The sequence below is a fragment of the Shewanella sedimentimangrovi genome, assembly GCF_017354965.1.
GTDB classification, from domain to species: Bacteria; Pseudomonadota; Gammaproteobacteria; order Enterobacterales; family Shewanellaceae; genus Shewanella; species Shewanella cyperi.
In genome coordinates, this window is record NZ_CP071502.1 from 4,091,697 (window position 1) to 4,113,769 (window position 22,073).

A 22,073-nucleotide genomic window follows, 5' to 3' on the forward strand; every position below is an offset into this window, starting at 1 on the left:
TCAAGATGAAGATTTCCACCCTATCCCTGACTGCATCCGCCATTTTACTGGTGTTGGCGGCCACCCTGGCCGGCATAGTGCTCTGGAGCAGTGAGCAGCGCCAGCAACTGGAATTACAGGGCCAAACCCTGGAGCAGATACAGCGCAGCTTTCTGGTGGAAGTACGCCGCGAATTGGAACACTACCTTGACAGCGGCGATGCCAGCCAACTGGAGTCGGCCCGCAGCCAGCTGCAACAGATGCAGGTCAGCATAGCCGAGGTGGACAATCCGGCAGCCACAGAGCTCAGCCAATTGCTGAAACACTTTGCCGATGAACTGAACACCAAATACCGCGCCGCCGGCAAGCTGTCGGGCAATCCCAGGCAACTGCTGGCCCACGCCGAAACCGAGCTGCTGGACTTCAACCGTCGTCTGGCGGACTACGGTACCCAGGGCCTGACCATCAACGAGCCCCTGGCCCGGAAATACCTTGCCCTGAGCAGCACCCTGCCCCCGCTGGTTTACCAACTGTCTCAACTGAGTGAAGGCTATCTGATTGGCAAAGATCAACGCCTGCAGGGGATACTGGCCACCAAACTCGATGAACTGGACGCCTGGCGCCAAAGCCTGTCGCAGCTTGCCGATATCGGCATTTACCGGGTGGAGGAAGTGGATGAGTTTGCCCTTGGCGAGCAGGAAGCGGAAAAAACCGAGGTAGGGGCCGAGTACCGCAGCGAGCTGCTAAGTCTGAGCCAAAGATACCGACGCGAGATAGACAACACCCATCAACTACTGGCCAATAACCAGCAGATCCAGGCCGACCTGATGCAGGCCATTGCCAACAGCGAGACCCTGCTGCTGGCCCTGAGCGAAAGCCAGGAGCAACGCAACACCAAGCTGAAACAGGAAATGCAGCTGATACTCTACGCCATAGTGTCAGTGCTGGCGCTGTTTGCCCTGGTCTACCTGGTGTTGCAACAGCGACGGGTGGTGAAACCCTTGAAGCGACTCAATCTGGCATTCGGACGCCTGACCGAGAGCAACCAACGCGAGCGGTTGCAGATCCAAAGTCGCTGCGAAACCGGACAAATAGCCGAGCATTTCAATCGCCTGCTGGACAATTTTGAACAGCAGGATGAACAGCAACGCGGGCGTATTTCCGACGTTTCCCAATCCCTTGGACAGCTGGTGAGCCAGATTGGCGGCCTGGCCAAAAACAGTGAGGCCACAGAGCAGATAGTGAATGAGGCTCTGAGTCGCACCGCCGCCCTGCGCGAACTGGCCCAGGAGGTCAGCAGCACGTCCCACAAAGTTGCCGAAGATGCCAGCGGCACCATGGAGCAGATGCGCCAAAGTCAGGCCCAGGCGGAAGCCGTGCTGGCGGCCACCCAGGACTCCCACGACGCGGTCCGGCGCTGCCATGAGTCATTGGCGGGCCTGAGCGGCTCAGTCAGTGATGTGTCCAAGATCATTGATGTCATAGGCAATATTGCCGAACAGACCAACCTGCTGGCCCTTAACGCCGCCATCGAGGCGGCCCGGGCCGGCGAACAGGGACGGGGTTTTGCCGTGGTGGCCGACGAGGTGCGTAACCTGTCACAGCGGACCCAAAGTTCGCTGCAGGAGATCCTCGCCATCCTGGGACAACTGACGACAGCCAACGAGGCCCTGTCCCACACGGTTGAGGGCATTGAACAGACCACCGACAGCCAGCACCAACGTGCCGGTCAATTGCTCCAGTTAGCGCAAGCGGTACAGCAACAGGCCAACGGCATGGCCCAAACCGCTGGGCAGGGGGTCAGCAATGCCGGTTTGCAGCTCAATTATCTGGATGAATTCGTGCAGGCCATGGAAGCGTTGCGCGCCCAGTCACTGGCGGCCTCAAGGCAGAGTCAGACTATAGCTAGCGAAGTGGCCGACAGCGTGGCCCGCATAGAAGACAGCCTGAGCGGCGGCGCCCAGGCTGTATAAGGGATCAGAGGGCAGCAAGCATCACTTCGGCCTTGCTGACCTCAAATGCCTTGGGTGCTTCCACGTTCAGCACCTTGACCACACCGTCTTCCACCAGCATGGCATAACGCTGGGAACGCAGGCCACCGAAGGCACCGGTTTCCATTTCCAGCCCCATGGCCTTGGTGAAGCTGCCGTCACCATCGGCCAGCATCATGATTTCGCTGGCGTTCTGGGCATCTCCCCAGGCCTTCATCACGAAGGCATCATTGATAGCCACGCAGGCAATAAAATCAATACCTTTGGCCTTGAACTGATCGGCCAAGACCACGTAACCGGGCAGGTGTGCTGCGGAACAGGTGGGGGTAAAGGCGCCGGGTACGGCAAAGAGAATCGCTTTCTTGCCGGCAAACAGGCTGGCAACATCGTGGGTAACCATGCCATCGGCGGTCAGTTGGCTCAGGCTGAGTGCCGGCAGTTTATGTCCTTGCTGAATCATGGGTAAATTCCTTAGGGTAAATGGATCTCAAGTATGCTACCCCCTTTGGCAAGGCGCAAACACGGAGAAAAACAAGGGAAATAGCCAACCGGATCGGCAGCGGGATAAAGGGCATAAAATGAAAATGCCCCGCATTGGCAGGGCATTGTTACTCAGGGCTGGATATTACTCGGCTGCACGGCGGTGTTTGGCCATGTCGGCATCCACCAGTTCCTGATTTTCTATGCTGAGCCTGCCGTAGGCCGTCAGTTCAGGCTTTTCTTCCTTTTGTTCATCAATCAACTGCTCAAGCAGCGGCTTGAAAGCCTGACCTTGCTGCTCATCCAGCATGCCGTTGACATCCTGATAGGTAAGCCAGGCCGCGTAGGCGACGATGGCGTAGAAAATTTGCCGTTTCATGACACTAATCCTTTGAACTCTCGCGTTACTCTTACTCGGGTCCGATCGATCTTTTTGCCGATCTGGGGCTGATCTTTATTTAAAAAATCAATGGTTTCAATAGCTGTTTTTTTGACCAGTCAAAAGATTGACTAAATTGGCCCGGCATTTGCAGTGGGCTGTATTACATTTCAATGGGTTAGCGAAATCGGCCAAAAATTTGCGCCGCATATTTTTTTGGAATTTTTTTCTATAAGCAATAGATAAATTGCTATATCTGGCTATAAACTGCCCAATCCGGGCAATTCAACGACCATATCAACTGCCAGGACACTGCAATAAGGACTATTTTCATGCCGCAACTCAGCGCGGAACAACTGGTACAGGGTCAACTGGATGCCTACAACGCCCATGATTTGGAAGGCTTTCTGACCTTCTTCAGCGACGATGTGCGCCTGTATCGACCACCGGCGACAACGCCGATACTCTCGGGCAAAGCCGAATTTGGCCACTTCTATGCCAGCGAGCGCTTCAATGTGCCGACGCTGAGGGCCGAGGTGGTCAAGCGCATGGTGGCCGGCAACAAGGTCATAGATCAGGAACTGATTTTCGGTTTGGGAGATGAGCCGCGCCAGGTCATGGTGGTGTTCGAAATCAAGGCCGGTCTGATCCACAGTATGTGGAGCTTTGCCGCGGATCAGGAGCAGGGTTGATCCCATCTGGACGAAATTCAAATAAGGACATGAAAATGACTGACTATCCCCGCCTGCGCAGTCCAAGATTGCTGCTGCGGGCCTTTCAGCACTCTGACTTGACCGCCTTTACCGCCTACCGGGCCGAACCCGATATCGCCCGCTATCAAAGCTGGTCCAGCTACAGTCTGGCCGATGCCGAGCGCCTGTATGATGGGATGCAGGGGTTGGCCTTTGCGACACCGGGGTGCTGGTACCAGATAGCCTTGGCCAATCCGGATACCGATGAATTACTGGGTGATTTGGCGCTGCATTTTATCGATGAAGCCCAGGTGGAGTTGGGATTTACCCTGTCGGCGGCCGCCCAAGGTAAGGGACTGGCTACTGAAGCCGTCAACACCATACTGAGTTACCTGTTCGATACTCTGGGCAAACACAGGGTTATCGCAGTTACCGATGCGCATAATGCCGCTGCGGCCCAATTGCTGGAGCGCTGCGGCTTTCGTCGCGAAGCACACTGGATAGATAACGTGTTTTTCAAGGGTGCCTGGGGCAGTGAGTATCAATACGCCATCCTGGCCAGTGAATGGCCCTGAACACAGACCTGCGGCACAGAAAGGCTGAGCGCAACCAGCGCTCAGCCTTGGCAGATGTCATCCCGGATAAGAAGCCTTTCTCACTGGGCCTGTTTCCCGAATATTGAAGGGTCCGTTACTCAAGGTCCAGGCAAGGACGACTGTTACCGGAATGACTGAGGCTTACCACATTTCCCACAGGGTGGACTCGGCCGCCTCCTCAACCGAGTCGGGCAACTGGCTGAAGAAGTCCAGCTGGGTCAGACGCTCCACTTCATCCACTGTGGTAATGAACTGGGGCAGTTCGCTGGAAGACACGCTGCGGTGCGGCACGATAAAGGCAATGGCATCGTTGTAGTAAGGATCCAAAATCACCTTATAGAAGGCATTGGGAATATAGACACCGTTGCCTACATAGGTCTCATTGCCATCCCAGATGGGGCCGGAAACCACATACAGCTCCTCGTAGGTATTGGCCCATTCACGCACCTTTTCCTCCAGCGCCTTCCAACCACCGCGGTTAAATCCCGGCAGCTGTGGTGACATGTTGGACATCAAGAAGCTCTGTTTCATGGACTCCTCGGTAAAATCCATGGTGCCAGAGGGCGCCAGATGGCCGCGATCATAGCCGGTGCTGCTGTAGTCCGAGCTCAACGAGCGATAGGCCTCCGGCAACTCCTTGTCGGTGGTAAAGCTGTTGGAACGCTCGAAAAAGGCATTCACGCTGGCGGCAGTGATATGGTAAGCCACCCAGTCGGCAACCTTGTTCTGGTAGTTGTAACCCACGGCGTAACCGTCACGGCACAGTTGCTGATCGCTTTGCCCCGGCGTGCCTTTTTCAAGGTGCTGGTGACAGGCAGCAGCGGCCTGGGCCGATAACATCAGGCCCAACAGGCCAATCAAGTAGTGTTTCATGGTATTAACCCCTTTTGATTTTATTGTTTACCGCACCGAATCCCAAAAACTGAATCAATACAGCATGTTGCAGCATTGTTAAGCTGCGGAGCGGATGTTAACAAAGCACTGTGTCAGCTAGAAGTCTGATGTCTGAAAAAACAGCAGAGACCGAGAAAAATCCTCGAAGCGGGAGCTGCAACACTGGTTTAACGCACAGGATGCAGTGACGGGCAGCCAAAAGCGGCGCAAAAGCCCTTGCCTGGGCGCCGTGGCACAGTAGTATGGCCAAAGTCCCTGTTTTAGGAGCCTTGCCATGGCCAACATTATCCTGGTCGCCAACCTCAACTGTGATCGCCTGTTGCTGCTCGACAAACCGCTGCACACGGGTGGACGCTTTCATTACCGGGATGGTGGCCAAAGATTGGGCGGTGGCGGCGCCAATACCGGATTGGGTCTGGTGTGGGCCGGCCACAGGGTCGCTCTGGTCAGCCAGGTGGGGCGTGATGATATAGGTGATTGGCTGCTGGCGGAAACCAGCACCCAGGGCATAGATTGTCATATGATCCAGCGCCGCCCAGGCAATACCTGCGAGATGCTGCTGGTAATGACGCCGGACGGTGAACGCACCATAATCCGCCCCCAAAGGCCGGTTTTCGAGCTGCCGGCGCCGCCCCGCTGGCAACGCTGGGACGCCCTCTATATCAACTCCTCCGCCGAAGGGGCCGCCAGCTGGGCCAGGACAGCCCTGCCCCATTGCCTGGTGGTGGCGCAATTGGCCAAGGATGACAGGGAAAGGCCCTGCCACCTGTTGCTGGCCTCGGCCACGGATCTCAATGGCCGCACCGAGCTACCCCTGTGGCAATACGCCCAATCCATTGCCGGCGACAGCCTGCGCTACCTGGTGGTGACCGAGGGTGACAAGGGGGCATGCGTTTACAGCGGCGACGGCTGTCGGCGGGTACCAGCCCGCCCCGCCAGGGTGGTGGATACCACGGGGGCCGGTGATGCCTATGCCGCCGGCTTGATCCATGGTCTGTGCCGCAACATGACCATAGTGGACGCCATGGCCGAAGCGGCCATCTGGGCAGCGTTTGCGGTCGAAAGTGAGAGCTCCACCCCGGGAACGGCGCTGCAACAGTATCTCGACGAGCAAGCAAACGCGCTAAGCAAGTGATGTCATAAAGCTGACATCTGCATGTCATCTGCCTGCAATCCCAGCGCCTTAATATTCCGGGTCATCAACCGCAGGTTAGCTGTTCCCTGAACCTTCCCATTTGTCAGTTGTTTGCTTGTTTTGATACCCCGCCCTGTGCGGGGATTTTTTTTATAAACCCTGCCATTTCATGCACAAGGCGTCTTTGTGCATTAGTATGAGATCACCGGTTTGCAATAAACACCCCGGAGGCGCAATTGGGGAACTCGGTCTTGAATGAAAAGCGCAGATTCATCTGGCTGCTGACTTTGTTACTGGTCACCGCCTTTCTGGCCACCAGCGGCATCAGTTACAAGGTTGCCCACGATTCGCTCAGCCAACAGGTAGAGCAGAACACCCTGCCGCTGACCAGCGACAACATCTATTCGGAAATCCAGCAGGATTTGCTGCGGCCTATCTTTATTTCCTCGCTGATGGCCCAGGACACCTTTGTCCGTGACTGGACCCTGGCCAGGGAGCAGGATCCGGATAAGCTGGTGCGCTACCTCAAGGAAATCCAGGAGCGTTACGGCACAGTCACCAGCTTCTTTGTCTCCGAAGCCAGCCGTAACTACTACCACTCCAGCGGCATACTGAAAAAAATCCAGGACACCAATCCCCAGGACGCCTGGTATTTCCGGGTCCGCTCCCTGCCCGAAAGCGAACCCTACGAGATCAACATAGATGCGGACACCGCAGACCGCAGCAAGACCACAGTGTTCGTTAACTACAAGGTATTTGATTTTGAAGGCCGCTTTATTGGCGTCACCGGTGTCGGACTGGCGGTGGAGAAGGTCAAGGCCCTGATCGAGCTGTACCAGCAACGCTACAACCGGGTGGTGTACTTCTGCGATCGCGAGGGGGACATTACCCTGTCTGGCCCGGGTTATCGGGGTCAGGCAAGCCTGCAACACACCTATGGTTTGGATAAACTGGCCACCCGCATACTCACCAGCCCCAGCGGCAATTTCAGTTACGAACGCGAAGGCAAAACGGTATACCTCAACAGTCGCCTGGTGCCCGAGTTTAAATGGTTCCTGATTGTGGAACAGGAAGAGTCCCAGGGGGAGCAGGAACTGCTCAATACCTTCTGGGGCAATATGGGCCTGAGCCTGGTGGTTACTCTGGGTATACTGCTGATCGCCAATATGACCCTGGGTCGTTACCAGCGCCGGCTGGAACACATGGCATCTACCGACAAGCTGACCGGTACCGCCAACCGCCAGGTGTTTGAGGAATATTTTGATCAGGCGCTCTTGCAGGCCAAGGCCAATTCCAGCGCCCTGAGCATACTGCTGCTGGACATAGATCACTTCAAGCAGATCAACGATACCCACGGTCACAGCATGGGCGATCTGGTGCTCAAGACGGTCGCCAGCCTGATCCAGGACACACTGCTGGATGACGAAATACTCTGTCGCTGGGGCGGAGAGGAATTCCTGTTACTGACCCATCAGGACATGGTGCAGGCCAGTGAGCGGGCCGAGTTGTTGCGTGAGCGCATTGCCAACCGCCGGCTCAAGGTCAACGGCCACGACATCGACATCCGGGTCAGCATCGGCGTCGCCCAATTTGAGTACCAGGAGTCGGCCGACAATCTCATCAAGCGCGCCGATATCGCCCTGTATCAGGCCAAAGACAGCGGCCGCGATCGCGTGGTACTCAACCATCCATGAATCAAACATCCATGAATCAAGCATCCATGAATCAATCAGCCATGGGTCAAGCTGCCATGGGTCAAGCTGCCAGAGTGGTGGTGGCCACCACCCCCAGGCTAAGCCTGAGCCACTTTGCCCCCGGGGATACCGCCGACATTTTTGCCCTCAATGCCGACCCGCTGGTGTTGCAATACACGGGTGACTTGCCCTTTGCCGACCCGGCCGCCGCACTGGCCTTTATCCGCAATTATGACCATTACCAGCGCCACGGCTTTGGCCGCTGGAGCCTGCATCTGCATGATGGCACCTTTGTCGGCTTTTGCGGCCTCAAGCAGCACGGCGATGGACAGGTAGATCTGGGCTTTCGGTTGGCACGGGCCTATTGGGGTAAGGGGTTGGCCGGCGAAGCAGCCCGGGCAGCCATGGTGTTGGCCAAGGACAGGTTTGAGCTGGACAGTCTTATCGCCCGCGCCATGGCTGACAATCAGGACTCGATCCACCTGCTGAACAAACTGGGATTCCGCCGCGCCGGCAAGTTGGATCAGGGGCAGTGGCTGGGTTTTGAGCTGTCACTGAGCGAGGTACCGCTGGAGCGATGGCGCCGGGATGTGCAGATTAAGCCGTACAGCTAAAAAACAGCCCGGACTCTGCCGGGCTGATTGTTAAAGCGCTTATTACACCTTGAACTTGGCCACCAACTGGTCCAGACGTCCCGCCAAAGAGGTCAAATCCTGGCTGGCGCGGGCCGCCGCCTGGGCTGTCTCCGCGGTGCGCTGGGTGATCTCGTTGATTTCGGTCACGTTGCGATTGATGTCCTCCACCACTGTGGACTGCTCCTCCGTGGCCGCCGCCACCTGGATATTCATGTCACTGATAAGGCCAATGCGCTCGCTGATACCGCTCAGCACCTGACTGGCCTCATCCACGGCCTTGACCCCTTCCTGGGAACGACTGCGGCTTTGGGACATGGCATTCACCGCACGGGTCGCCTCGGCCTGCAGCTTGTCAATCATGCCCTGCACCTCATTGGTGGAGGCGGCGGTGCGCGACGCCAGATTACGCACCTCATCGGCCACCACGGCAAAACCGCGACCGGCCTCACCGGCACGGGCAGCCTCAATGGCGGCGTTCAGTGCCAGCAGGTTGGTCTGCTCAGAAATGGCGCGGATCACATCCAAAATGCCACCGATGGACTTGGTATGGGTCGCCAGGGATTCAATCACCTCACCCACCTGCTGCACGTCCCGTGACAGCTGGTTGATGGTATCCCTGGCTTGGGTCACCACCCGCTGGCCTCCAACCGATTCGGTATCCGCGTCCTTGGCGGCATCGGCTGCCTGGGCAGCGTTGCCGGCAATCTCATTCACAGTGGCGCCCATCTCATTGATGGCGGTCACCACCTGCATGGTGCGATCTTTCTGCTCATGGCTGTCGTCGAGGGTTTGCCCCGCCTGGCGCGACACGTCCCGCGCCGACTGCCCCAGTTGTTCGCTGGTGCGCGCCACCTCCAGTACCGAATCCTGGATCTTGGCAATAAAGGCGTTGAAACCCTTGGCCAATTCGGCAATTTCATCCTCGCCTTCCACCGGCAGACGTTGGCGTAAATCACCCTCGCCTTCCCCTATGTTGCGGAACATGTCAGCCACCTTGGCAATGGGCTTGCTGACGCTGCCGGCCACGGTCGACCCCAGGATAACGAAGCCCACGGCGATGGCCAGGGTCCACAGCAGTATGTGCAGCACGGCATCGGACAACAGCGCAAACACCTCGGCCTCGGGTACCTGGGCCAGCAGGTACCAATCCATGGACGGAATATAACTGCTGGCGATCAGGGTCGACTCACCGTCGACCTCGGCCCGCAGCAGGCTGAAATCACTTTTTGTCAGCAACTTGTTGGTGTCGGCGTCGGGATACAGCTTGGACAGATTGGCCTTGCCTATCTTGCTCTTGTCCTGGTGCAGCTGCACCTTGCCGCTGGCATCCACCAAATACACAAAGCCGCTCTGCTCTATTTTGAACGAGGCCAGCAGCCGCACCATATCATCGAGGGATTTGGCCAGCCCCACCAGGCCACGGCCCGAGGGTTGCTGATAGTTGATAAAGAGTTTGACCTCACCGTTGGCCTCGGTAAACACGTTCAGCATCCGTTCCTGACCGCTGTCCCGGTAACCGAAGAACCAGCCGTCCTGACTCGGGGTCAGGATCCGTAAAAAGCCATCCTGGGTATAATAGGCGGCGGTTTGACGATCGGCATAGGAGGCCTGAACCAGGTCATACTGGCGGGTCACATCCTTAAGCTGGGCCACCACCCTGGGCTCATCGGCCGCGGGCCTGTCCGCCTCCAGCCATTGCAGCAACATGCGGCTGTTGGCCAGCTGCTCGGCGGCATTCATCAGGGTAACTATGTCCATTTCCAGCTTGTTGCGTATGCTCAGCATCAGGCTGGGCATTTCCGAGTCCAACATACGCTGTTCAACCACGTCGCGGGCGCTGCGTTGGCTCAGTACCCCCACCAGGGAGGTGGACAAGAGGATAGCCAGCGCGACCGTCAGCAGGATTTTTTGTTTTATGGTGAGTCTGTTCAAATTCATGATGTGCTTTGCCCTCGGATAGCGCCTGGTCCAATGCCTGAACCTGCAAGTATTGCCACAATGGGACCAACCTGCCGTGATGGGTCACAAAGATCCCGCCCGTCCCGACGGGAAATATGTGATAGACCGATGAATTATGGTGGATTTTTTGGGTGCTGCCAAAAATCAGCCAAAAAAACGCCGGAGTTTTGGGCTCCGGCGCTGAGTCTTACATGTTCGGGTAGTTGGGACCACCGCTGCCTTCCGGCGTCACCCAGGTAATGTTTTGGCTCGGGTCCTTGATATCGCAGGTCTTGCAGTGGATGCAGTTTTGCGAGTTGATCACGAACTTGGGTTGTCCCGCCTCTTCCACTATCTCGTACACCCCGGCCGGGCAATAACGCTGGGCCGGCTCATCGTATCTGGCCAGGTTGACCTCCACCGGAATGCGCTCGTCTTTCAGGCGCAAATGGCAGGGCTGATCTTCCTCGTGGAAGGTGTTCGACAGGTACACAGAGGACAGCTTGTCAAAACTCAGCTTACCGTCGGGCTTGGGATACTCAATCTTGGGATAATCGCTGGCCAGACCCATCTGGGCATAGTCGGGCTTTTCGTCCCGCAAGGTGATGGGGCAACGGCCGCCAAACCAGTTTTGATCTATGTAGTTGAAGGCGCCGCCGAGCAGGGTGCCGAACTTGTGCATCGCCGGACCGAAGTTGCGCGAGCGATACAGTTCATCCGCCAGCCAGCTGTGGTCGAAACGCTCCTGGAAGCAGTCGAGATCCTTACCTTCGGTCACACCGGCCATCAGGGCCTCGGCCAGGGTTTCGGCTGCCAGCATGCCGCTCTTCATGGCGGTGTGGGTGCCCTTGATCTTGGCAAAGTTCAGGGTACCGGCATCGCAACCTATGATAAGACCACCGGGGAAACTCATCTTCGGCAGGGCATTGAGACCGCCCTTGGTGATGGCGCGGGCGCCGTAGCACAGGCGCTCACCACCTTCCAGATACTGAGCCACCAGCGGATGGGTCTTGTAACGCTGGAACTCGTCAAAGGGGCTCAGGTGCGGGTTCTGGTAGTTAAGGTCAATGATCAGACCCACCACCACCTGGTTGTCTTCCATGTGATACAGGAAGCCACCGCCGGAGGCGCCCTGGGTCAGAGGCCAACCACCTGTGTGCACCACCTTGCCGGGCTGATGCTTGTCGGCCGGCACCTTCCAGATTTCCTTGAAACCTATGCCGTAATGTTGCGGCGTCTTGCCGTTGTCGAGGTGGTACTTGGCGATCAGCTGCTTACCCAGGTGGCCACGGCAACCTTCGGCAAACACTGTGTACTTAGCGTGCAGCTCCATACCGGGCATGTAGCTGTCTTTGGGCTGGCCATCGGCACCGACACCCATGTCGCCAATCAGTATGCCCTTGACGCTGCCGTCTTCATGGAACAACAGCTCGCTGGCGGCAAAGCCGGGGAAAATTTCCACGCCCAGCTCTTCGGCGCGGCCGGCGAGCCAGCGGGCCAGGTTGCCGACGCTGATGATGTAGTTGCCATGGTTGTGCATGGTCTTGGGCACCAGGGCATTGGGCAGCTGGCGGGAGGCACTGTCGGACTTGAGCAGATGGATCTCATCTTCGGTCACAGGCGTCAGCAGCGGTGCCCCCGTGTCACGCCAGTCGCTGAACAGCTCGTCCAGCACCTTGGGCTCAAACACGGCGCCGGATAAAATATGGGCCCCCACTTCCGAGCCTTTTTCCACCACGCACACAGTGATCTCTTTGCCTGCGTCACGGGAGATCTGCATCAAACGACAGGCGGCAGCCAATCCGGCAGGGCCTGCACCGACGATAACAACATCGAACTCCATGAATTCGCGTTCCATCTGTTCACCTCTTTCCTTCACTTGTCCCCCGTTGCTAACGGGTGTTTTTCTCATGTTTGTGGCCACCTTACCTGAAAATTGCGCCAAGGCACAGGGGGGCCGGGTCCGCCTAGTGTATTACAGTTTCCGCCTGAGAGTGAGCACTGTCACAAATTGTTAACGGCGTTTTGATCCAGGCCAAGAAATACACGTAAGAGGTATGGAGCCGGGGGGCCTTAGGCCTATAATCGGCAGTGACGGTTCTCCGAGCTTCCCGTCCTAAGTCAACACAGATATGGACCTGAAGCCGTGGCAATTTCGCCACCAGGGTAAGCGCAGAAATGCCCTTACCTCCCACGACTTGGAAAGGTGACCATGTCTCAACTGCAAGATAATTTCGGCCGCAAATTTCATTATTTGCGGATGTCGGTGACCGACGTCTGCAACTTCAAGTGCAGCTATTGCCTGCCCGACGGCTACCGCCCGGACGGTAAACCCGGCTTTCTGTCTCTGGATGAAATCAGTCATCTGGTGGGCGCCTTTGCCGAGGCCGGCACCCGCAAGGTGCGGATCACCGGCGGCGAGCCCACGCTGCGCAAGGATTTCAGCGATATCATACGTGTAATCGCCGATACCAAGACAATCAACACCATAGCCTGCACCACCAATGGTTATCGCCTGGAGAAACATGCCCGGGAATGGTTCGATGCCGGCCTGAGGCGCATCAATGTGTCGGTGGACAGCCTGGACCCCAGAATGTTCTACCAGATCACCGGCGAAAACCGCTTCGATGAGGTGATGCGTGGCGTTAACGCGGCGCTGGAAGCGGGCTTCGAGCGGGTCAAGATCAACGCCGTGTTGCTGAAAAACCTCAACGACCAAGACCTGCCGCGCTTCCTGCACTGGATTAAGCACACACCACTGGATCTGCGCTTTATCGAGCTGATGGAAACCGGTCTGGGCCGGGACTATTTCCAGGCCCACCACCTGCCCGGCAGCAGCATACGCGACCGTCTGCTGGCCGAAGGATGGTCCCTGGATCCCCGCGGCGCCGAGGACGGTCCGGCCCAAAACTTCAGCCATCCCGATTACCAGGGCCGCATCGGCCTTATCATGCCCTACGAGAAGCACTTCTGTGACAGCTGCAACCGTCTGCGGGTCTCGGCCCGGGGCAAGCTGCATCTGTGTCTGTTCACCGAGGGCGGTCTGGAGCTGCGGGATCTGCTGCAAAGCGCCGCACAAAGGCCGGAGCTTATCGCCCGTCTGGAGCGCCAGCTGCTGCTGAAGCGGGAAACCCACCTGCTGCACCAGGGCTTCACCGGCGTCACCCAACATCTGGCCTCCATCGGCGGCTAACCGATTTTTGCAAGGAAACCCATGAGCCAATTTACCCACATCAACGCCAGTGGCCATGCCCACATGGTGGACGTGACCGACAAAGATATCAGCGAGCGCGAAGCCAGGGCCGAAGCCTATATCAGCATGGCCCCCGAGACCCTGGAGCTGATCCTCAGCGGTCGCCATCACAAGGGCGACGTGTTTGCCACTGCCCGCATCGCCGGCATCATGGCCGCCAAGAAGACCGCCGACCTCATTCCCCTGTGCCACCCACTGATGCTGACCAAGGTGGAAGTGGAACTGGAGCCTGAGCCCGAGCACAACAGGGTCAGGATCAGCAGCCGCTGCAAGCTGGCCGGCAAGACCGGGGTCGAGATGGAGGCGCTGACCGCAGCCTCGGTGGCCGCACTCACCATTTACGATATGTGCAAGGCGGTGCAGAAGGACATGCAGATAGGCCCGATACGGCTGCTTGAAAAACGCGGCGGCAAGTCTGGACATTTCAAGGTATAAGATGATGATAAAAGTGTTATTTTTTGCGCAGGTGCGGGAATTGCTCGGCACCGACAGGATTGAGATACCGGCCCGGGAAGGCGAAACCGCCGATTCATTGCGCCAACAACTGGCGGCGCGGGACGACAAGTGGGCCCGGGTGCTGGGCTCCGACAAGCTGTTGGTGGCGGTCAATCAAACCCTGTGCCAATGGAACACACAGCTCACCGATGGCGATGAAGTGGCCTTCTTCCCGCCGGTGACCGGAGGCTGAGATGACAGACACAGACCTTGTCCTGGTGCAAAGCGGCGATTTCAGCGTTGCCCATGAGTATGCCCGCCTGGCGGACGACCCCGCCGACGGTGCCGTGGTGACCTTTGTCGGCAAGGTGCGCGACTTCAACGATGGCTCAGAGGTCACGGGCCTGACCCTGGAGCACTATCCCGGCATGACGGAAAAGGTGCTGCAGCAGATAGCGCAGGAGGCCCGCGGCCGCTGGCCCCTCAATCGCCTGACCCTGATCCACAGGGTCGGCAGTCTGCAACTGGGTGAGCAAATCGTGTTTATCGGCGTCAGCAGCGCCCACCGCAAGGCCGCCTTCGATGCCTGTGAATTTCTGATCGATTTTCTCAAGACCCGCGCCCCCTTCTGGAAACTGGAGCAAGGGCAACAGGGACGACGCTGGATAGACGCCAGGGACAGCGACGCCCAGGCGGCCGAAGCCTGGACATCGGCACAGCAATCTACAGAGCACTCTTCTTTGGAGCACTCGTCTTCGGAGCACTCTTCCGTGGAGAAAGAGGCATGAGGCCATGGCTGGCGCTCTGTTTGACGCTGCTGGCGCTGCCGCTGCGGGCCGAGACCATTACCGTGGCCGCAGCCGCCAACCTTAAGTTTGCCCTGGAACAGATAGCCACCGACTTTGAACACAGCTCGGGCCACAAGCTGCGACTGAGCTTTGGCTCCTCCGGTAATTTCGCCACCCAACTCAGCCACGGTGCCCCCTTTGAACTGTTCCTCAGCGCCGATGAAGCCTATGTGCTGCGTCTGCGCCAACAGGGCATCACAGACAATGACGGTGTGATATACGCCTATGGCCGTCTGGCGTTGGTGGCGGCCAAGGAATCACCGCTGCAGCTGGATGACAATTTCGATGGACTCAAGCAACTGCTGACTTCGGGTCAATTACAGCGCTTTGCCATCGCCAATCCCGAACTGGCCCCCTATGGCGAACGCGCCCGCACCCTGCTTGAGCAAAAGGGCCTGTGGCAAGCGCTGCAACCCAAGCTGGTGCTGGGGGAAAACGTGTCCCAGGCGGCCCAGTTCGCCCTTGGCGGATCGGCCCAGGGCGGCATAGTGGCCCTGTCCCTGAGCCAGGCACCGGCATTCAAACAAAGGGCCCGGGTGCTGGCATTGCCGCTCTCAAGCCACGCCCCGCTAGCCCAGCGTATGGTACTGCTACCGGGCGCAGGCCGGGGAGCACAGACATTTTACGCTTACCTGCAAAGTGAGCCGGCCAGACGCGCCTTTGCCGACTTTGGCTTTGCCCTGCCGGAGCAGCCTTAATGGATTGGCAGGCCCTGACACTGTCGGTCAAGCTGGCGCTGGTGACCTTGCTTATCCTGCTGCCACTGGCCACCCTAGCCGCCCGCTGGCTGGCCTTCACGCGCTTTCGCGGCCGCAGCATGGTGGAGGCGCTGATGTTGGTGCCCCTGGTGCTGCCACCCACGGTAGTGGGCTATTACCTGTTGGTGGGTTTCGGTAACCAGAGCCTGCTGGGCAGCTGGCTCAAAAACTGGTTTGGGTTGGAACTGGTTTTTCATTTTTCCGGCCTGGTGCTGGCCTCTGTGCTGGTGAATATTCCCTTTGCCCTGCAACCCTTGCAGCGCGCCTTTGAAGCCATTCCCAAGGAGGTGCGCGACGCGGCCGCCTGCTGCGGCATGCCGGCGCTGAAGATCTTCTGGCGCATCGAGCTGCCCATGATAGTCCCAGGCCTGTTAACGGCGCTGGTGCTGTGCTTTTCCCACGTGCTGGGCGAGTTTGGGGTGGTATTGATGATGGGCGGCAATATTGCCGGTGAAACCAAAACCGTTTCCATCGCCATTTATGATAATGTGCAGGCCTTTAATTTCGACGCCGCCGGGATCATGTCCCTGCTGTTATTGCTGTTTGCCATTGCCGCCCTGGCGATTACCACCAGCCTGTCGCGGCGCCTGGGAGGCCAGGATGGCGACCATCGCTGATGCCGGAGTGAGTTCACAGCCATGAGCCAGATCATCGCCGACTTGCAGGTGCGTATATCCCAACAAACCGGCATCAGGCTGGAAGCCGAGTTCGGCTGCCGCGCCGGCGAGGTGCTGGCGGTGGTGGGCCCCTCCGGTGGCGGCAAGAGCACCTTGCTCAGAATGATCGCCGGTCTCAACCATCCCCAGCAGGGGCGCATTTGCCATGGCCCGCGCACCTGGTTCGACAGCGAGCAAAGGCTGGCCCTGAGTCCCCAGCAACGCCATATAGGCTATGTTCCCCAGCATTTCGGCCTGTTTCCCAGGCTCACGGCCTTGGAGAATGTGTTGGCGGGCCTGGACCATTTGCCCAAGGCCGAGCGGCTGCACCGGGCCAGGGCGGCACTGGAGCGGGTCAATCTGCAGGGTTTGGATAAGCGCTTGCCGGCCCAGTTGTCCGGTGGCCAAAAGCAAAGGGTGGCCCTCGCCCGCGCACTGGCCCGGGAACCTTCGGTGCTACTGCTCGACGAGCCCTTCTCGGCGGTGGACAGGGAGACCCGCGAACGCCTGTATCTGGAGCTGGCCCGCCTGCGCCAGGAGCTTGCCATTCCGGTGATCCTGGTGACCCATGACCTTAATGAAGCCCTGCTGCTGGCGGACCGCATGTTGCTGCTGAGCCAGGGTCAGCTGTTGCAACAGGGGCCACCGCAAGAGGTGTTTGCCCGCCCCAGAACCGAGGCAGTGGCCCGTCAGTTGGGACTGCGCAACATCTTTGATGGCCAGGTACTCGCCAATGAAAAGGACGGCTGTTGGTTGGGCTTCGGTGATCAGCGGCTGTTTTGTGCCAACGGCAGTCACAGGGCAGAGGGCAGCCGGGTGCGTTGGCTTATTCCCAATCAGGGCATACGTTTCAGCGCACTGGCGCCGGGACATAACAAAGCGCAGGGCAACGAGCTGCCACTGAGCATAGACACGGCCCTGCCCCTGGGTGACTCATTGCGCCTGGAGGCCAGTATTTCCGGCTGTGATGCCAGTCTGGCAACTGAGGTGCCCCTGCACCTGGCACGGCGTCTGGGATTGTCGGCCGGGGTGAAGACTCTGGTGCACCTCAGACCCGATTTGCTGCACATACTGGAGTCCTGAACCGGTAGAGGCTGACACTGGTTCACGGATATGGCGTCGAAGCAGTCACAAATCTTCCATATCCTTGATTGGATGATCAAAACTTAATCTGAATTCCATCGGCACTTCAGCCACCAACCAGTATACTGGACCACTGTCTGAGATTAATGACAAGCTGCCGAAGGGTGGGTGTCGATGGAGGATAAAATGAGGTTGTGCCTATATGCATCATTCCTGGGTGCATCATTCCTGGGATCGGGCCTGGCCCAGGCTGCCAATCCGCTTTATGACAGCCTGGGGGCTGGAAATCCCAAGGACCCTCTGGTGCTGATGGCCGAAATCGAAACCGAACAGTCGGGGATCATCAGCCAGTTCGATATAGATTTCGATGACGGCGAACTGCATTATGAGTTCGACCTTATCAATCCAGCGGAAAACAGCCTGACCGAGCTGACCCTTAGGGCCAGCGACGGTAAGCTGTTGCTGCAAAAGGTCAACAAACTGGAGGCCGACGATCAGGATGAACTGGCCGCGGTCAAGTTACTGCAGCAAAAGGAGCTGAGCTTCTCGGCTTTGGTCACCCTGGCGGTTCAGGAGCAACAGGGCAAACTGATTGAGGCGCAGCTGGAGCACGATCTCGGTATCAGCTACCTGGAGTTCAAACTGATGGATGAGAACGGCAAACGCAAGCTGGCATTCGACATCAACAAGCTCAAACCCCTGCCCATGCTGACCTGGGAGTAAGACAAGGAGTAGCCATGAAAATCCTCTTGGTCGAGGACGACCTGACCACAGCCGACTACATAGTCAAGGGATTCACCGAACAGGGTCACAATATTGAGGCCGTCAACGATGGCCAGCAGGGATTGTTGCTGGCCACCTCGGGCAATCACGACCTCATAATCCTCGATCGCATGTTGCCGGGCCTTGATGGCCTGAAAATCCTTGCCGCACTGCGGGCCACAGGCAATCAAACCCCGGTGCTTATCCTCTCCGCCCTGGCCCATGTGGACGAGCGGGTAAAGGGACTGCGCGCCGGTGGCGACGATTACATGACCAAGCCGTTCGCCTTTTCCGAGTTGCTGGTGCGCAGCGAAATATTGATCTCCCGCGGCCAATCCCAACCGCTGCAAACCCAGTTGCAGTGCGGCCCGCTGACCATGGATCTGCTGGCCCGCTGTGTCACCCTTGATGGCGAAGAGCTGCTGCTGCAACCCAAGGAATTTCAGCTGCTCAAGTACCTGATGGAGCATCCCAATCAGGTGATCAGCCGCACCTTGTTGTTCGAGGCCGTGTGGGACTACCACTTCGATCCCCGCACCAATGTCATCGACGTGCACATTGCCAAGTTGAGGCGCAAGTTTGAAGAACTGGGCCACGGCGAGCTGATAGAAACCGTCAGAGGAGCCGGTTATCGTCTTCGTCAAAGGCATTAAGCCTCACCAAAGCTCCATCTGGGGCATTACTTTGACCTTCTCAGTGCTGGTGACCCTAATCATCAGCATCCTGCTGTTCGCCCTCTACCGCCAACTGGTAACCGAACAGCAGAATCAGGTGCAACAGCGCCTGATGGGGGAAATGCAGCGCTACCAGCAACTGGCGCTGAATGTCGACAGGCGCAGTTTTGCCGCCCAGGTCCGCGCGGCGGATCCGCGCACTGCCCTGGTGGCCTGGCGTAACAGTGCCGATCTTATCGGCGCCCTGAGCCTGATCCCGGAAGATATTCCGCTGTTGCCGCAAACGGTGGACTTTCCCATACTCACAGGTGGCCCGGACAGGCTGCACATACTGACCGGCGGCCTGGCCGTGACCGCCTACGGTCCTGTGCTTATCGCCACCCGCACCGACCATCTGGCGGCGCTGATCAAAAAATTTATCCGTGCCGCCGCTACCGCCGTGGCCCTGACCATAGTGCTGACCCTGGCCTTGGGTTTACTGTTCTCCAAGGCCATTTTGCGGCGTTTGGTGCAGTACAACCGCCTGGCCATCCGTATCGAGCGGGGCCAGTATGACACCCGTTTGCCCATCAGTTGGCGCCAGGACGAATTTGACATGCTGGCGGGCCAGTTCAACCGGGTACTCGATACCTTGGAGCACAATCTCAATGCGGTCCGCGGCGTCACGGACAACATAGCCCACGACCTGCGCACACCGTTGTCGCACCTGCGTATCGGCCTGGAACAGCTCAAGGATCAAGAGCCCGAAGCCAGAGCCGAGGCCTGTGATGGTTTGATAGAAGAGCTGGACCACTGCCTGGCCACCTTCGATGCCATGTTGTCCCTGACCCGCATTGAAGAAGGTAAGCAGCAATTGGATCTGCAGCCCCTGAGCCTGCAGCAGCTGTGCCAGGATCTGGTGGAAATGGCGGGAGTGCTGGCGGAGGAACAGGAGCAGCAATTGAGTCTGTCCCTGGGGCGGGAATACCAGTTATCCGGCGATAAACACCTGCTGTTCCAGGCGCTGTTCAATCTGGTGGACAACGCCATTAAATATGCCGGCCACGGCGCCCACATTGAGCTGGTCCAGCAGGGGCCGGTATTGGAGATCCGCGACAACGGCCCCGGCATTCCCGATGAAGCCAAGGAGCGGGTGTTTGAACGCCTGGTCCGGCTCGACCCCAGCCGCAATCAGCAGGGCACGGGCCTTGGTCTGTCCATGGTAAAAGCGATATTATCGCGCCACAATGCCACTATCAGTCTGCTGGACAATGATCCCGGGCTGGTGGTGCGAATCCAATTTCAGCCCTGAGAGGCCTAATGTTCACAGTCATCAGCGAGCAAAGTGACTTTTTGGTCATCAACAAGCATGCCGGCGTGCATTTCCACAGCCAGGACGGCACTGCCGGGGTGGTGGCCACGGCCGAACAGCAGTTGGGGCTCAAGCTGTATCCGGTACACAGACTCGATACCCTGACCTCAGGCCTGTTGCTGCTGGCCAAGTCGTCCGATGCTGCCCGCGACTTTACCGAGCTGTTCAGCCAGCACAGGGTACAGAAATATTACCTGGCACTGGCACAAGGGAAACCCAAGAAGAAACAAGGTCGTATCGCCGGGGACATGGCCAAGTCCCGTCGCAGTCAATACAAGCTGACCCGCACCCTGGACAATCCTGCCATCACCCAGTTCTTTTCCCATTCAGTGGCCGAGGGCCTGCGCTTATACCTGTTGAAACCGCTGACAGGCAAAACCCACCAGCTGCGGGTGGCCCTGGCCAGTCTGGGGGTACCGATTCTGGGTGACAGCCTCTACGGCGGCGCGGCAGCGGATCGCGGCTATTTGCATGCCTATGAACTCAACTTCAACTTCCGCGGCACGGATTACCTTTTTCGCTGTCCCCCAGAGCAGGGGCAGGAGTTTCTGTTGCCACAGGTCACCGAGCAGCTGCAGGGAGCCTGGTTTTCAGCCACCGGCCTCGATTGGCCGGTTTGACTCGGGGCCAATGCAATTGCGGCCGGCGTCCTTGGCCTGATAGAGCGCACGATCGGCGGTCTCAAGCAGCTCGGTCGGCATCAAGCCACCACGGACGGTGGCGCAACCAAAACTGCCGCTGAGTGGGATCAGCTGATCTTTCCAGCGCAGCGGATTTTGCATCAATACCTGGCGCAACGTCTCCGCCAGCTCGCGCACCCGGCGGGCATCGGTATTGGGCAGCAGCAATAAAAACTCCTCACCACCGAAGCGACACAACACGTCATCCCGGCGGCATTCGCGCTGCAATAACAGGGCCGTCTGCCGCAGCGCCTCATCACCGGCAAGGTGGCCATAGGTGTCGTTTACCTGCTTGAAATGGTCGAGATCCATCAGGATCAGGCTGTAGACAGGGGCCTCACCCCTTTCCCAGGCTTGGTGCAGGCGTTCATGTTTGCCGACACTGCTGCGCCTGTTCCACAGGCCGGTCAGCAAATCCCTGTCTGCCAGGTAACGGATCTTGGTCACCAAACGGGTAATGGCGTTGATTATGGTAATGATGCTGATGACCAAGGTCAGAATCAGGTAAAACCACAGCATAGGTACGGCCTCGGCAGTATCCAGGGACACAAAGCGTACCCCCTGTTGACCGAACCACAGGATCACCCCCAGCCGGACCACAAACGACAGGCTTGCCAGTATGATGGGGCTGACAAATAGTATTGCTCTCAGCGAAGACATACTGATGCGTAAACCTTCGATATTGGCCTGCGCCAGGCGCCACAATAACCAGGCCGCGGCCAAGGAGAACAGGCTGCCCAGATACAGCAAAGACTCGGCAGATGGCGGCACCAGCAACATCAAACCGGCAATGCACAGCAAAACCAGGACATCGAGCTTTATGCCCGAATCCAAATGGAACAATTGCAGGGTTCCCCAACGCAAACACAACAGCCCGCTCAGTACCAAGACATCGGCAGAAAACCAATAAAGATAACTTGCCTCTGGCTGACGCTGTCCAGCAAGAAGTAACCCCAGGATCATCAGGGCATAGGAACCGGCATAGCGCCAGCTGGCACGGGGGGCAATTCGCAGAGGATAAGCCATAACAGTCCAGGCAAGAGACGCCGTGGCCAAAAGTAAGATGATAACCCTGAACAGGGTCTGCGCCTGAATATCCATCACCGAACCTTTTGTGCTGATTCCGTTAAAGATTGCACAGGATTGTTACCCTGTCAGCA

General features: G+C 58.0%; 23 protein-coding genes and 1 riboswitch. Of the genes, 17 read left to right on the forward strand and 6 right to left on the reverse strand.

Going from position 1 to position 22,073, the window contains the following annotated elements:
* The first annotated feature begins 5 nt into the window (after window positions 1–5).
* Window positions 6–1,952: a methyl-accepting chemotaxis protein gene (locus JYB85_RS18280; RefSeq protein ID WP_207380428.1), complete on the forward strand. Its 1,947-nt coding sequence runs from the start codon at window positions 6–8 to the stop codon at window positions 1,950–1,952.
* Between the two features lie 4 nt (window positions 1,953–1,956).
* Here JYB85_RS18280 and JYB85_RS18285 read toward each other — a convergent pair whose 3' ends face one another.
* Together JYB85_RS18285 and JYB85_RS18290 are read right to left on the reverse strand one after the other, a co-directional pair.
* Complete coding sequence (locus JYB85_RS18285) at window positions 1,957–2,430, reverse strand: peroxiredoxin (RefSeq protein ID WP_207321335.1); 474 nt, start codon at window positions 2,428–2,430, stop codon at window positions 1,957–1,959.
* Between the two features lie 165 nt (window positions 2,431–2,595).
* Complete coding sequence (locus tag JYB85_RS18290) at window positions 2,596–2,829, reverse strand: hypothetical protein (protein ID WP_207380429.1); 234 nt, start codon at window positions 2,827–2,829, stop codon at window positions 2,596–2,598.
* 332 nt (window positions 2,830–3,161) lie between these two features.
* Between JYB85_RS18290 and JYB85_RS18295 the strand changes: the two genes are divergently transcribed.
* Both JYB85_RS18295 and JYB85_RS18300 read left to right on the forward strand, forming a co-directional pair.
* Complete coding sequence (locus tag JYB85_RS18295; protein ID WP_207380430.1) at window positions 3,162–3,521, forward strand: nuclear transport factor 2 family protein; 360 nt, start codon at window positions 3,162–3,164, stop codon at window positions 3,519–3,521.
* A gap of 35 nt (window positions 3,522–3,556) precedes the next feature.
* Window positions 3,557–4,096, forward strand: coding sequence for a GNAT family N-acetyltransferase (locus tag JYB85_RS18300; RefSeq protein ID WP_207380431.1), 540 nt, complete (start codon window positions 3,557–3,559; stop codon window positions 4,094–4,096).
* A gap of 162 nt (window positions 4,097–4,258) precedes the next feature.
* Here JYB85_RS18300 and JYB85_RS18305 read toward each other — a convergent pair whose 3' ends face one another.
* A complete protein-coding gene (locus JYB85_RS18305; RefSeq protein WP_207380432.1) occupies window positions 4,259–4,990 on the reverse strand; it encodes a DNA/RNA non-specific endonuclease in 732 nt (243 codons plus the stop codon).
* Between the two features lie 295 nt (window positions 4,991–5,285).
* On the opposite strand from JYB85_RS18305, the gene JYB85_RS18310 reads away from it, so the two are divergent.
* The 3 genes from JYB85_RS18310 (at window position 5,286) to JYB85_RS18320 (ending at window position 8,454) form a co-directional block, all read left to right on the forward strand.
* Window positions 5,286–6,146: a PfkB family carbohydrate kinase gene (locus tag JYB85_RS18310; RefSeq protein WP_207380433.1), complete on the forward strand. Its 861-nt coding sequence runs from the start codon at window positions 5,286–5,288 to the stop codon at window positions 6,144–6,146.
* Window positions 6,147–6,382: 236 nt separating this feature from the next.
* Window positions 6,383–7,840, forward strand: coding sequence for a sensor domain-containing diguanylate cyclase (locus JYB85_RS18315; RefSeq protein ID WP_207380434.1), 1,458 nt, complete (start codon window positions 6,383–6,385; stop codon window positions 7,838–7,840).
* 11 nt (window positions 7,841–7,851) lie between these two features.
* Window positions 7,852–8,454: a GNAT family N-acetyltransferase gene (locus tag JYB85_RS18320; protein WP_207380435.1), complete on the forward strand. Its 603-nt coding sequence runs from the start codon at window positions 7,852–7,854 to the stop codon at window positions 8,452–8,454.
* A 42-nt stretch (window positions 8,455–8,496) separates the two neighbouring features.
* On the opposite strand, the gene JYB85_RS18325 is transcribed toward JYB85_RS18320, so the two are convergent.
* The gene (locus JYB85_RS18325; protein WP_207380436.1) at window positions 8,497–10,413 is read right to left on the reverse strand and encodes a methyl-accepting chemotaxis protein; all 1,917 of its coding nucleotides are present in this window, start codon (window positions 10,411–10,413) and stop codon (window positions 8,497–8,499) included.
* A 208-nt stretch (window positions 10,414–10,621) separates the two neighbouring features.
* Window positions 10,622–12,271: an electron transfer flavoprotein-ubiquinone oxidoreductase gene (locus JYB85_RS18330; protein ID WP_207380437.1), complete on the reverse strand. Its 1,650-nt coding sequence runs from the start codon at window positions 12,269–12,271 to the stop codon at window positions 10,622–10,624.
* A gap of 230 nt (window positions 12,272–12,501) precedes the next feature.
* Window positions 12,502–12,638, forward strand: a riboswitch (molybdenum cofactor riboswitch).
* On the opposite strand from JYB85_RS18330, the gene moaA reads away from it, so the two are divergent.
* The 11 genes from moaA (at window position 12,626) to JYB85_RS18385 (ending at window position 20,853) form a co-directional block, all read left to right on the forward strand.
* Window positions 12,626–13,606 carry a GTP 3',8-cyclase MoaA gene (gene moaA, locus JYB85_RS18335; protein ID WP_207380438.1) on the forward strand — a complete coding sequence of 327 codons (981 nt, stop codon included), beginning with the start codon at window positions 12,626–12,628 and terminating at the stop codon, window positions 13,604–13,606. Its footprint overlaps the riboswitch before it by 13 nt.
* A gap of 21 nt (window positions 13,607–13,627) precedes the next feature.
* A complete protein-coding gene (moaC, locus tag JYB85_RS18340) occupies window positions 13,628–14,101 on the forward strand; it encodes a cyclic pyranopterin monophosphate synthase MoaC (RefSeq protein WP_207321345.1) in 474 nt (157 codons plus the stop codon).
* A gap of 4 nt (window positions 14,102–14,105) precedes the next feature.
* Window positions 14,106–14,354 (forward strand): molybdopterin synthase sulfur carrier subunit, encoded by a 249-nt coding sequence (gene moaD, locus JYB85_RS18345; protein ID WP_207380439.1) that lies wholly within the window; start codon window positions 14,106–14,108, stop codon window positions 14,352–14,354.
* A gap of 1 nt (window position 14,355) precedes the next feature.
* The gene (gene moaE, locus JYB85_RS18350; protein WP_207380440.1) at window positions 14,356–14,889 is read left to right on the forward strand and encodes a molybdopterin synthase catalytic subunit MoaE; all 534 of its coding nucleotides are present in this window, start codon (window positions 14,356–14,358) and stop codon (window positions 14,887–14,889) included.
* Window positions 14,886–15,647 (forward strand): molybdate ABC transporter substrate-binding protein, encoded by a 762-nt coding sequence (modA, locus tag JYB85_RS18355; RefSeq protein WP_207380441.1) that lies wholly within the window; start codon window positions 14,886–14,888, stop codon window positions 15,645–15,647. Before moaE ends, modA begins: the two co-directional genes overlap by 4 nt.
* The gene (gene modB, locus JYB85_RS18360; RefSeq protein WP_207380442.1) at window positions 15,647–16,324 is read left to right on the forward strand and encodes a molybdate ABC transporter permease subunit; all 678 of its coding nucleotides are present in this window, start codon (window positions 15,647–15,649) and stop codon (window positions 16,322–16,324) included. The genes modA and modB overlap by 1 nt, the downstream gene beginning before the upstream one ends.
* 21 nt (window positions 16,325–16,345) lie before the next feature.
* Complete coding sequence (locus JYB85_RS18365; RefSeq protein ID WP_207380443.1) at window positions 16,346–17,446, forward strand: ABC transporter ATP-binding protein; 1,101 nt, start codon at window positions 16,346–16,348, stop codon at window positions 17,444–17,446.
* Between the two features lie 186 nt (window positions 17,447–17,632).
* Window positions 17,633–18,169, forward strand: a complete 537-nt coding sequence (locus tag JYB85_RS18370; RefSeq protein WP_207380444.1) for a PepSY domain-containing protein — start codon at window positions 17,633–17,635, stop codon at window positions 18,167–18,169.
* Window positions 18,170–18,183: 14 nt separating this feature from the next.
* Window positions 18,184–18,861: a response regulator transcription factor gene (locus JYB85_RS18375; RefSeq protein WP_207321351.1), complete on the forward strand. Its 678-nt coding sequence runs from the start codon at window positions 18,184–18,186 to the stop codon at window positions 18,859–18,861.
* Window positions 18,862–18,910: 49 nt separating this feature from the next.
* Window positions 18,911–20,173, forward strand: coding sequence for a sensor histidine kinase (locus JYB85_RS18380; RefSeq protein ID WP_207382138.1), 1,263 nt, complete (start codon window positions 18,911–18,913; stop codon window positions 20,171–20,173).
* Window positions 20,174–20,181: 8 nt separating this feature from the next.
* Window positions 20,182–20,853: a TIGR01621 family pseudouridine synthase gene (locus tag JYB85_RS18385; RefSeq protein ID WP_207380445.1), complete on the forward strand. Its 672-nt coding sequence runs from the start codon at window positions 20,182–20,184 to the stop codon at window positions 20,851–20,853.
* Here JYB85_RS18385 and JYB85_RS18390 read toward each other — a convergent pair.
* On the reverse strand, window positions 20,824–22,014 hold the full coding sequence (locus JYB85_RS18390; RefSeq protein WP_207380446.1) for a GGDEF domain-containing protein: 1,191 nt from the start codon (window positions 22,012–22,014) through the stop codon (window positions 20,824–20,826). The genes JYB85_RS18385 and JYB85_RS18390 overlap by 30 nt on opposite strands.
* Window positions 22,015–22,073: the final 59 nt, after the last annotated feature.

Excerpts from the sequence above, each read along its gene's own strand:
- JYB85_RS18390 (WP_207380446.1), bottom strand. The coding sequence starts at position 22,014 with ATGGATATTCAGGCGCAGACCCTGTTCAGGGTTATCATCTTACTTTTG.
- JYB85_RS18295 (WP_207380430.1), top strand. The coding sequence starts at position 3,162 with ATGCCGCAACTCAGCGCGGAACAACTGGTACAGGGTCAACTGGATGCC.
- moaA (WP_207380438.1), top strand. The coding sequence starts at position 12,626 with ATGTCTCAACTGCAAGATAATTTCGGCCGCAAATTTCATTATTTGCGG.
- modB (WP_207380442.1), top strand. The coding sequence starts at position 15,647 with ATGGATTGGCAGGCCCTGACACTGTCGGTCAAGCTGGCGCTGGTGACC.
- JYB85_RS18310 (WP_207380433.1), top strand. The coding sequence starts at position 5,286 with ATGGCCAACATTATCCTGGTCGCCAACCTCAACTGTGATCGCCTGTTG.
- JYB85_RS18330 (WP_207380437.1), bottom strand. The coding sequence starts at position 12,271 with ATGGAACGCGAATTCATGGAGTTCGATGTTGTTATCGTCGGTGCAGGC.
- JYB85_RS18320 (WP_207380435.1), top strand. The coding sequence starts at position 7,852 with ATGAATCAAGCATCCATGAATCAATCAGCCATGGGTCAAGCTGCCATG.
- JYB85_RS18365 (WP_207380443.1), top strand. The coding sequence starts at position 16,346 with ATGAGCCAGATCATCGCCGACTTGCAGGTGCGTATATCCCAACAAACC.
- JYB85_RS18370 (WP_207380444.1), top strand. The coding sequence starts at position 17,633 with ATGAGGTTGTGCCTATATGCATCATTCCTGGGTGCATCATTCCTGGGA.
- modA (WP_207380441.1), top strand. The coding sequence starts at position 14,886 with ATGAGGCCATGGCTGGCGCTCTGTTTGACGCTGCTGGCGCTGCCGCTG.
- JYB85_RS18280 (WP_207380428.1), top strand. The coding sequence starts at position 6 with ATGAAGATTTCCACCCTATCCCTGACTGCATCCGCCATTTTACTGGTG.
- JYB85_RS18385 (WP_207380445.1), top strand. The coding sequence starts at position 20,182 with ATGTTCACAGTCATCAGCGAGCAAAGTGACTTTTTGGTCATCAACAAG.
- JYB85_RS18300 (WP_207380431.1), top strand. The coding sequence starts at position 3,557 with ATGACTGACTATCCCCGCCTGCGCAGTCCAAGATTGCTGCTGCGGGCC.
- JYB85_RS18290 (WP_207380429.1), bottom strand. The coding sequence starts at position 2,829 with ATGAAACGGCAAATTTTCTACGCCATCGTCGCCTACGCGGCCTGGCTT.
- JYB85_RS18325 (WP_207380436.1), bottom strand. The coding sequence starts at position 10,413 with ATGAATTTGAACAGACTCACCATAAAACAAAAAATCCTGCTGACGGTC.
- moaE (WP_207380440.1), top strand. The coding sequence starts at position 14,356 with ATGACAGACACAGACCTTGTCCTGGTGCAAAGCGGCGATTTCAGCGTT.
- JYB85_RS18305 (WP_207380432.1), bottom strand. The coding sequence starts at position 4,990 with ATGAAACACTACTTGATTGGCCTGTTGGGCCTGATGTTATCGGCCCAG.
- JYB85_RS18375 (WP_207321351.1), top strand. The coding sequence starts at position 18,184 with ATGAAAATCCTCTTGGTCGAGGACGACCTGACCACAGCCGACTACATA.
- JYB85_RS18285 (WP_207321335.1), bottom strand. The coding sequence starts at position 2,430 with ATGATTCAGCAAGGACATAAACTGCCGGCACTCAGCCTGAGCCAACTG.
- moaD (WP_207380439.1), top strand. The coding sequence starts at position 14,106 with ATGATAAAAGTGTTATTTTTTGCGCAGGTGCGGGAATTGCTCGGCACC.
- moaC (WP_207321345.1), top strand. The coding sequence starts at position 13,628 with ATGAGCCAATTTACCCACATCAACGCCAGTGGCCATGCCCACATGGTG.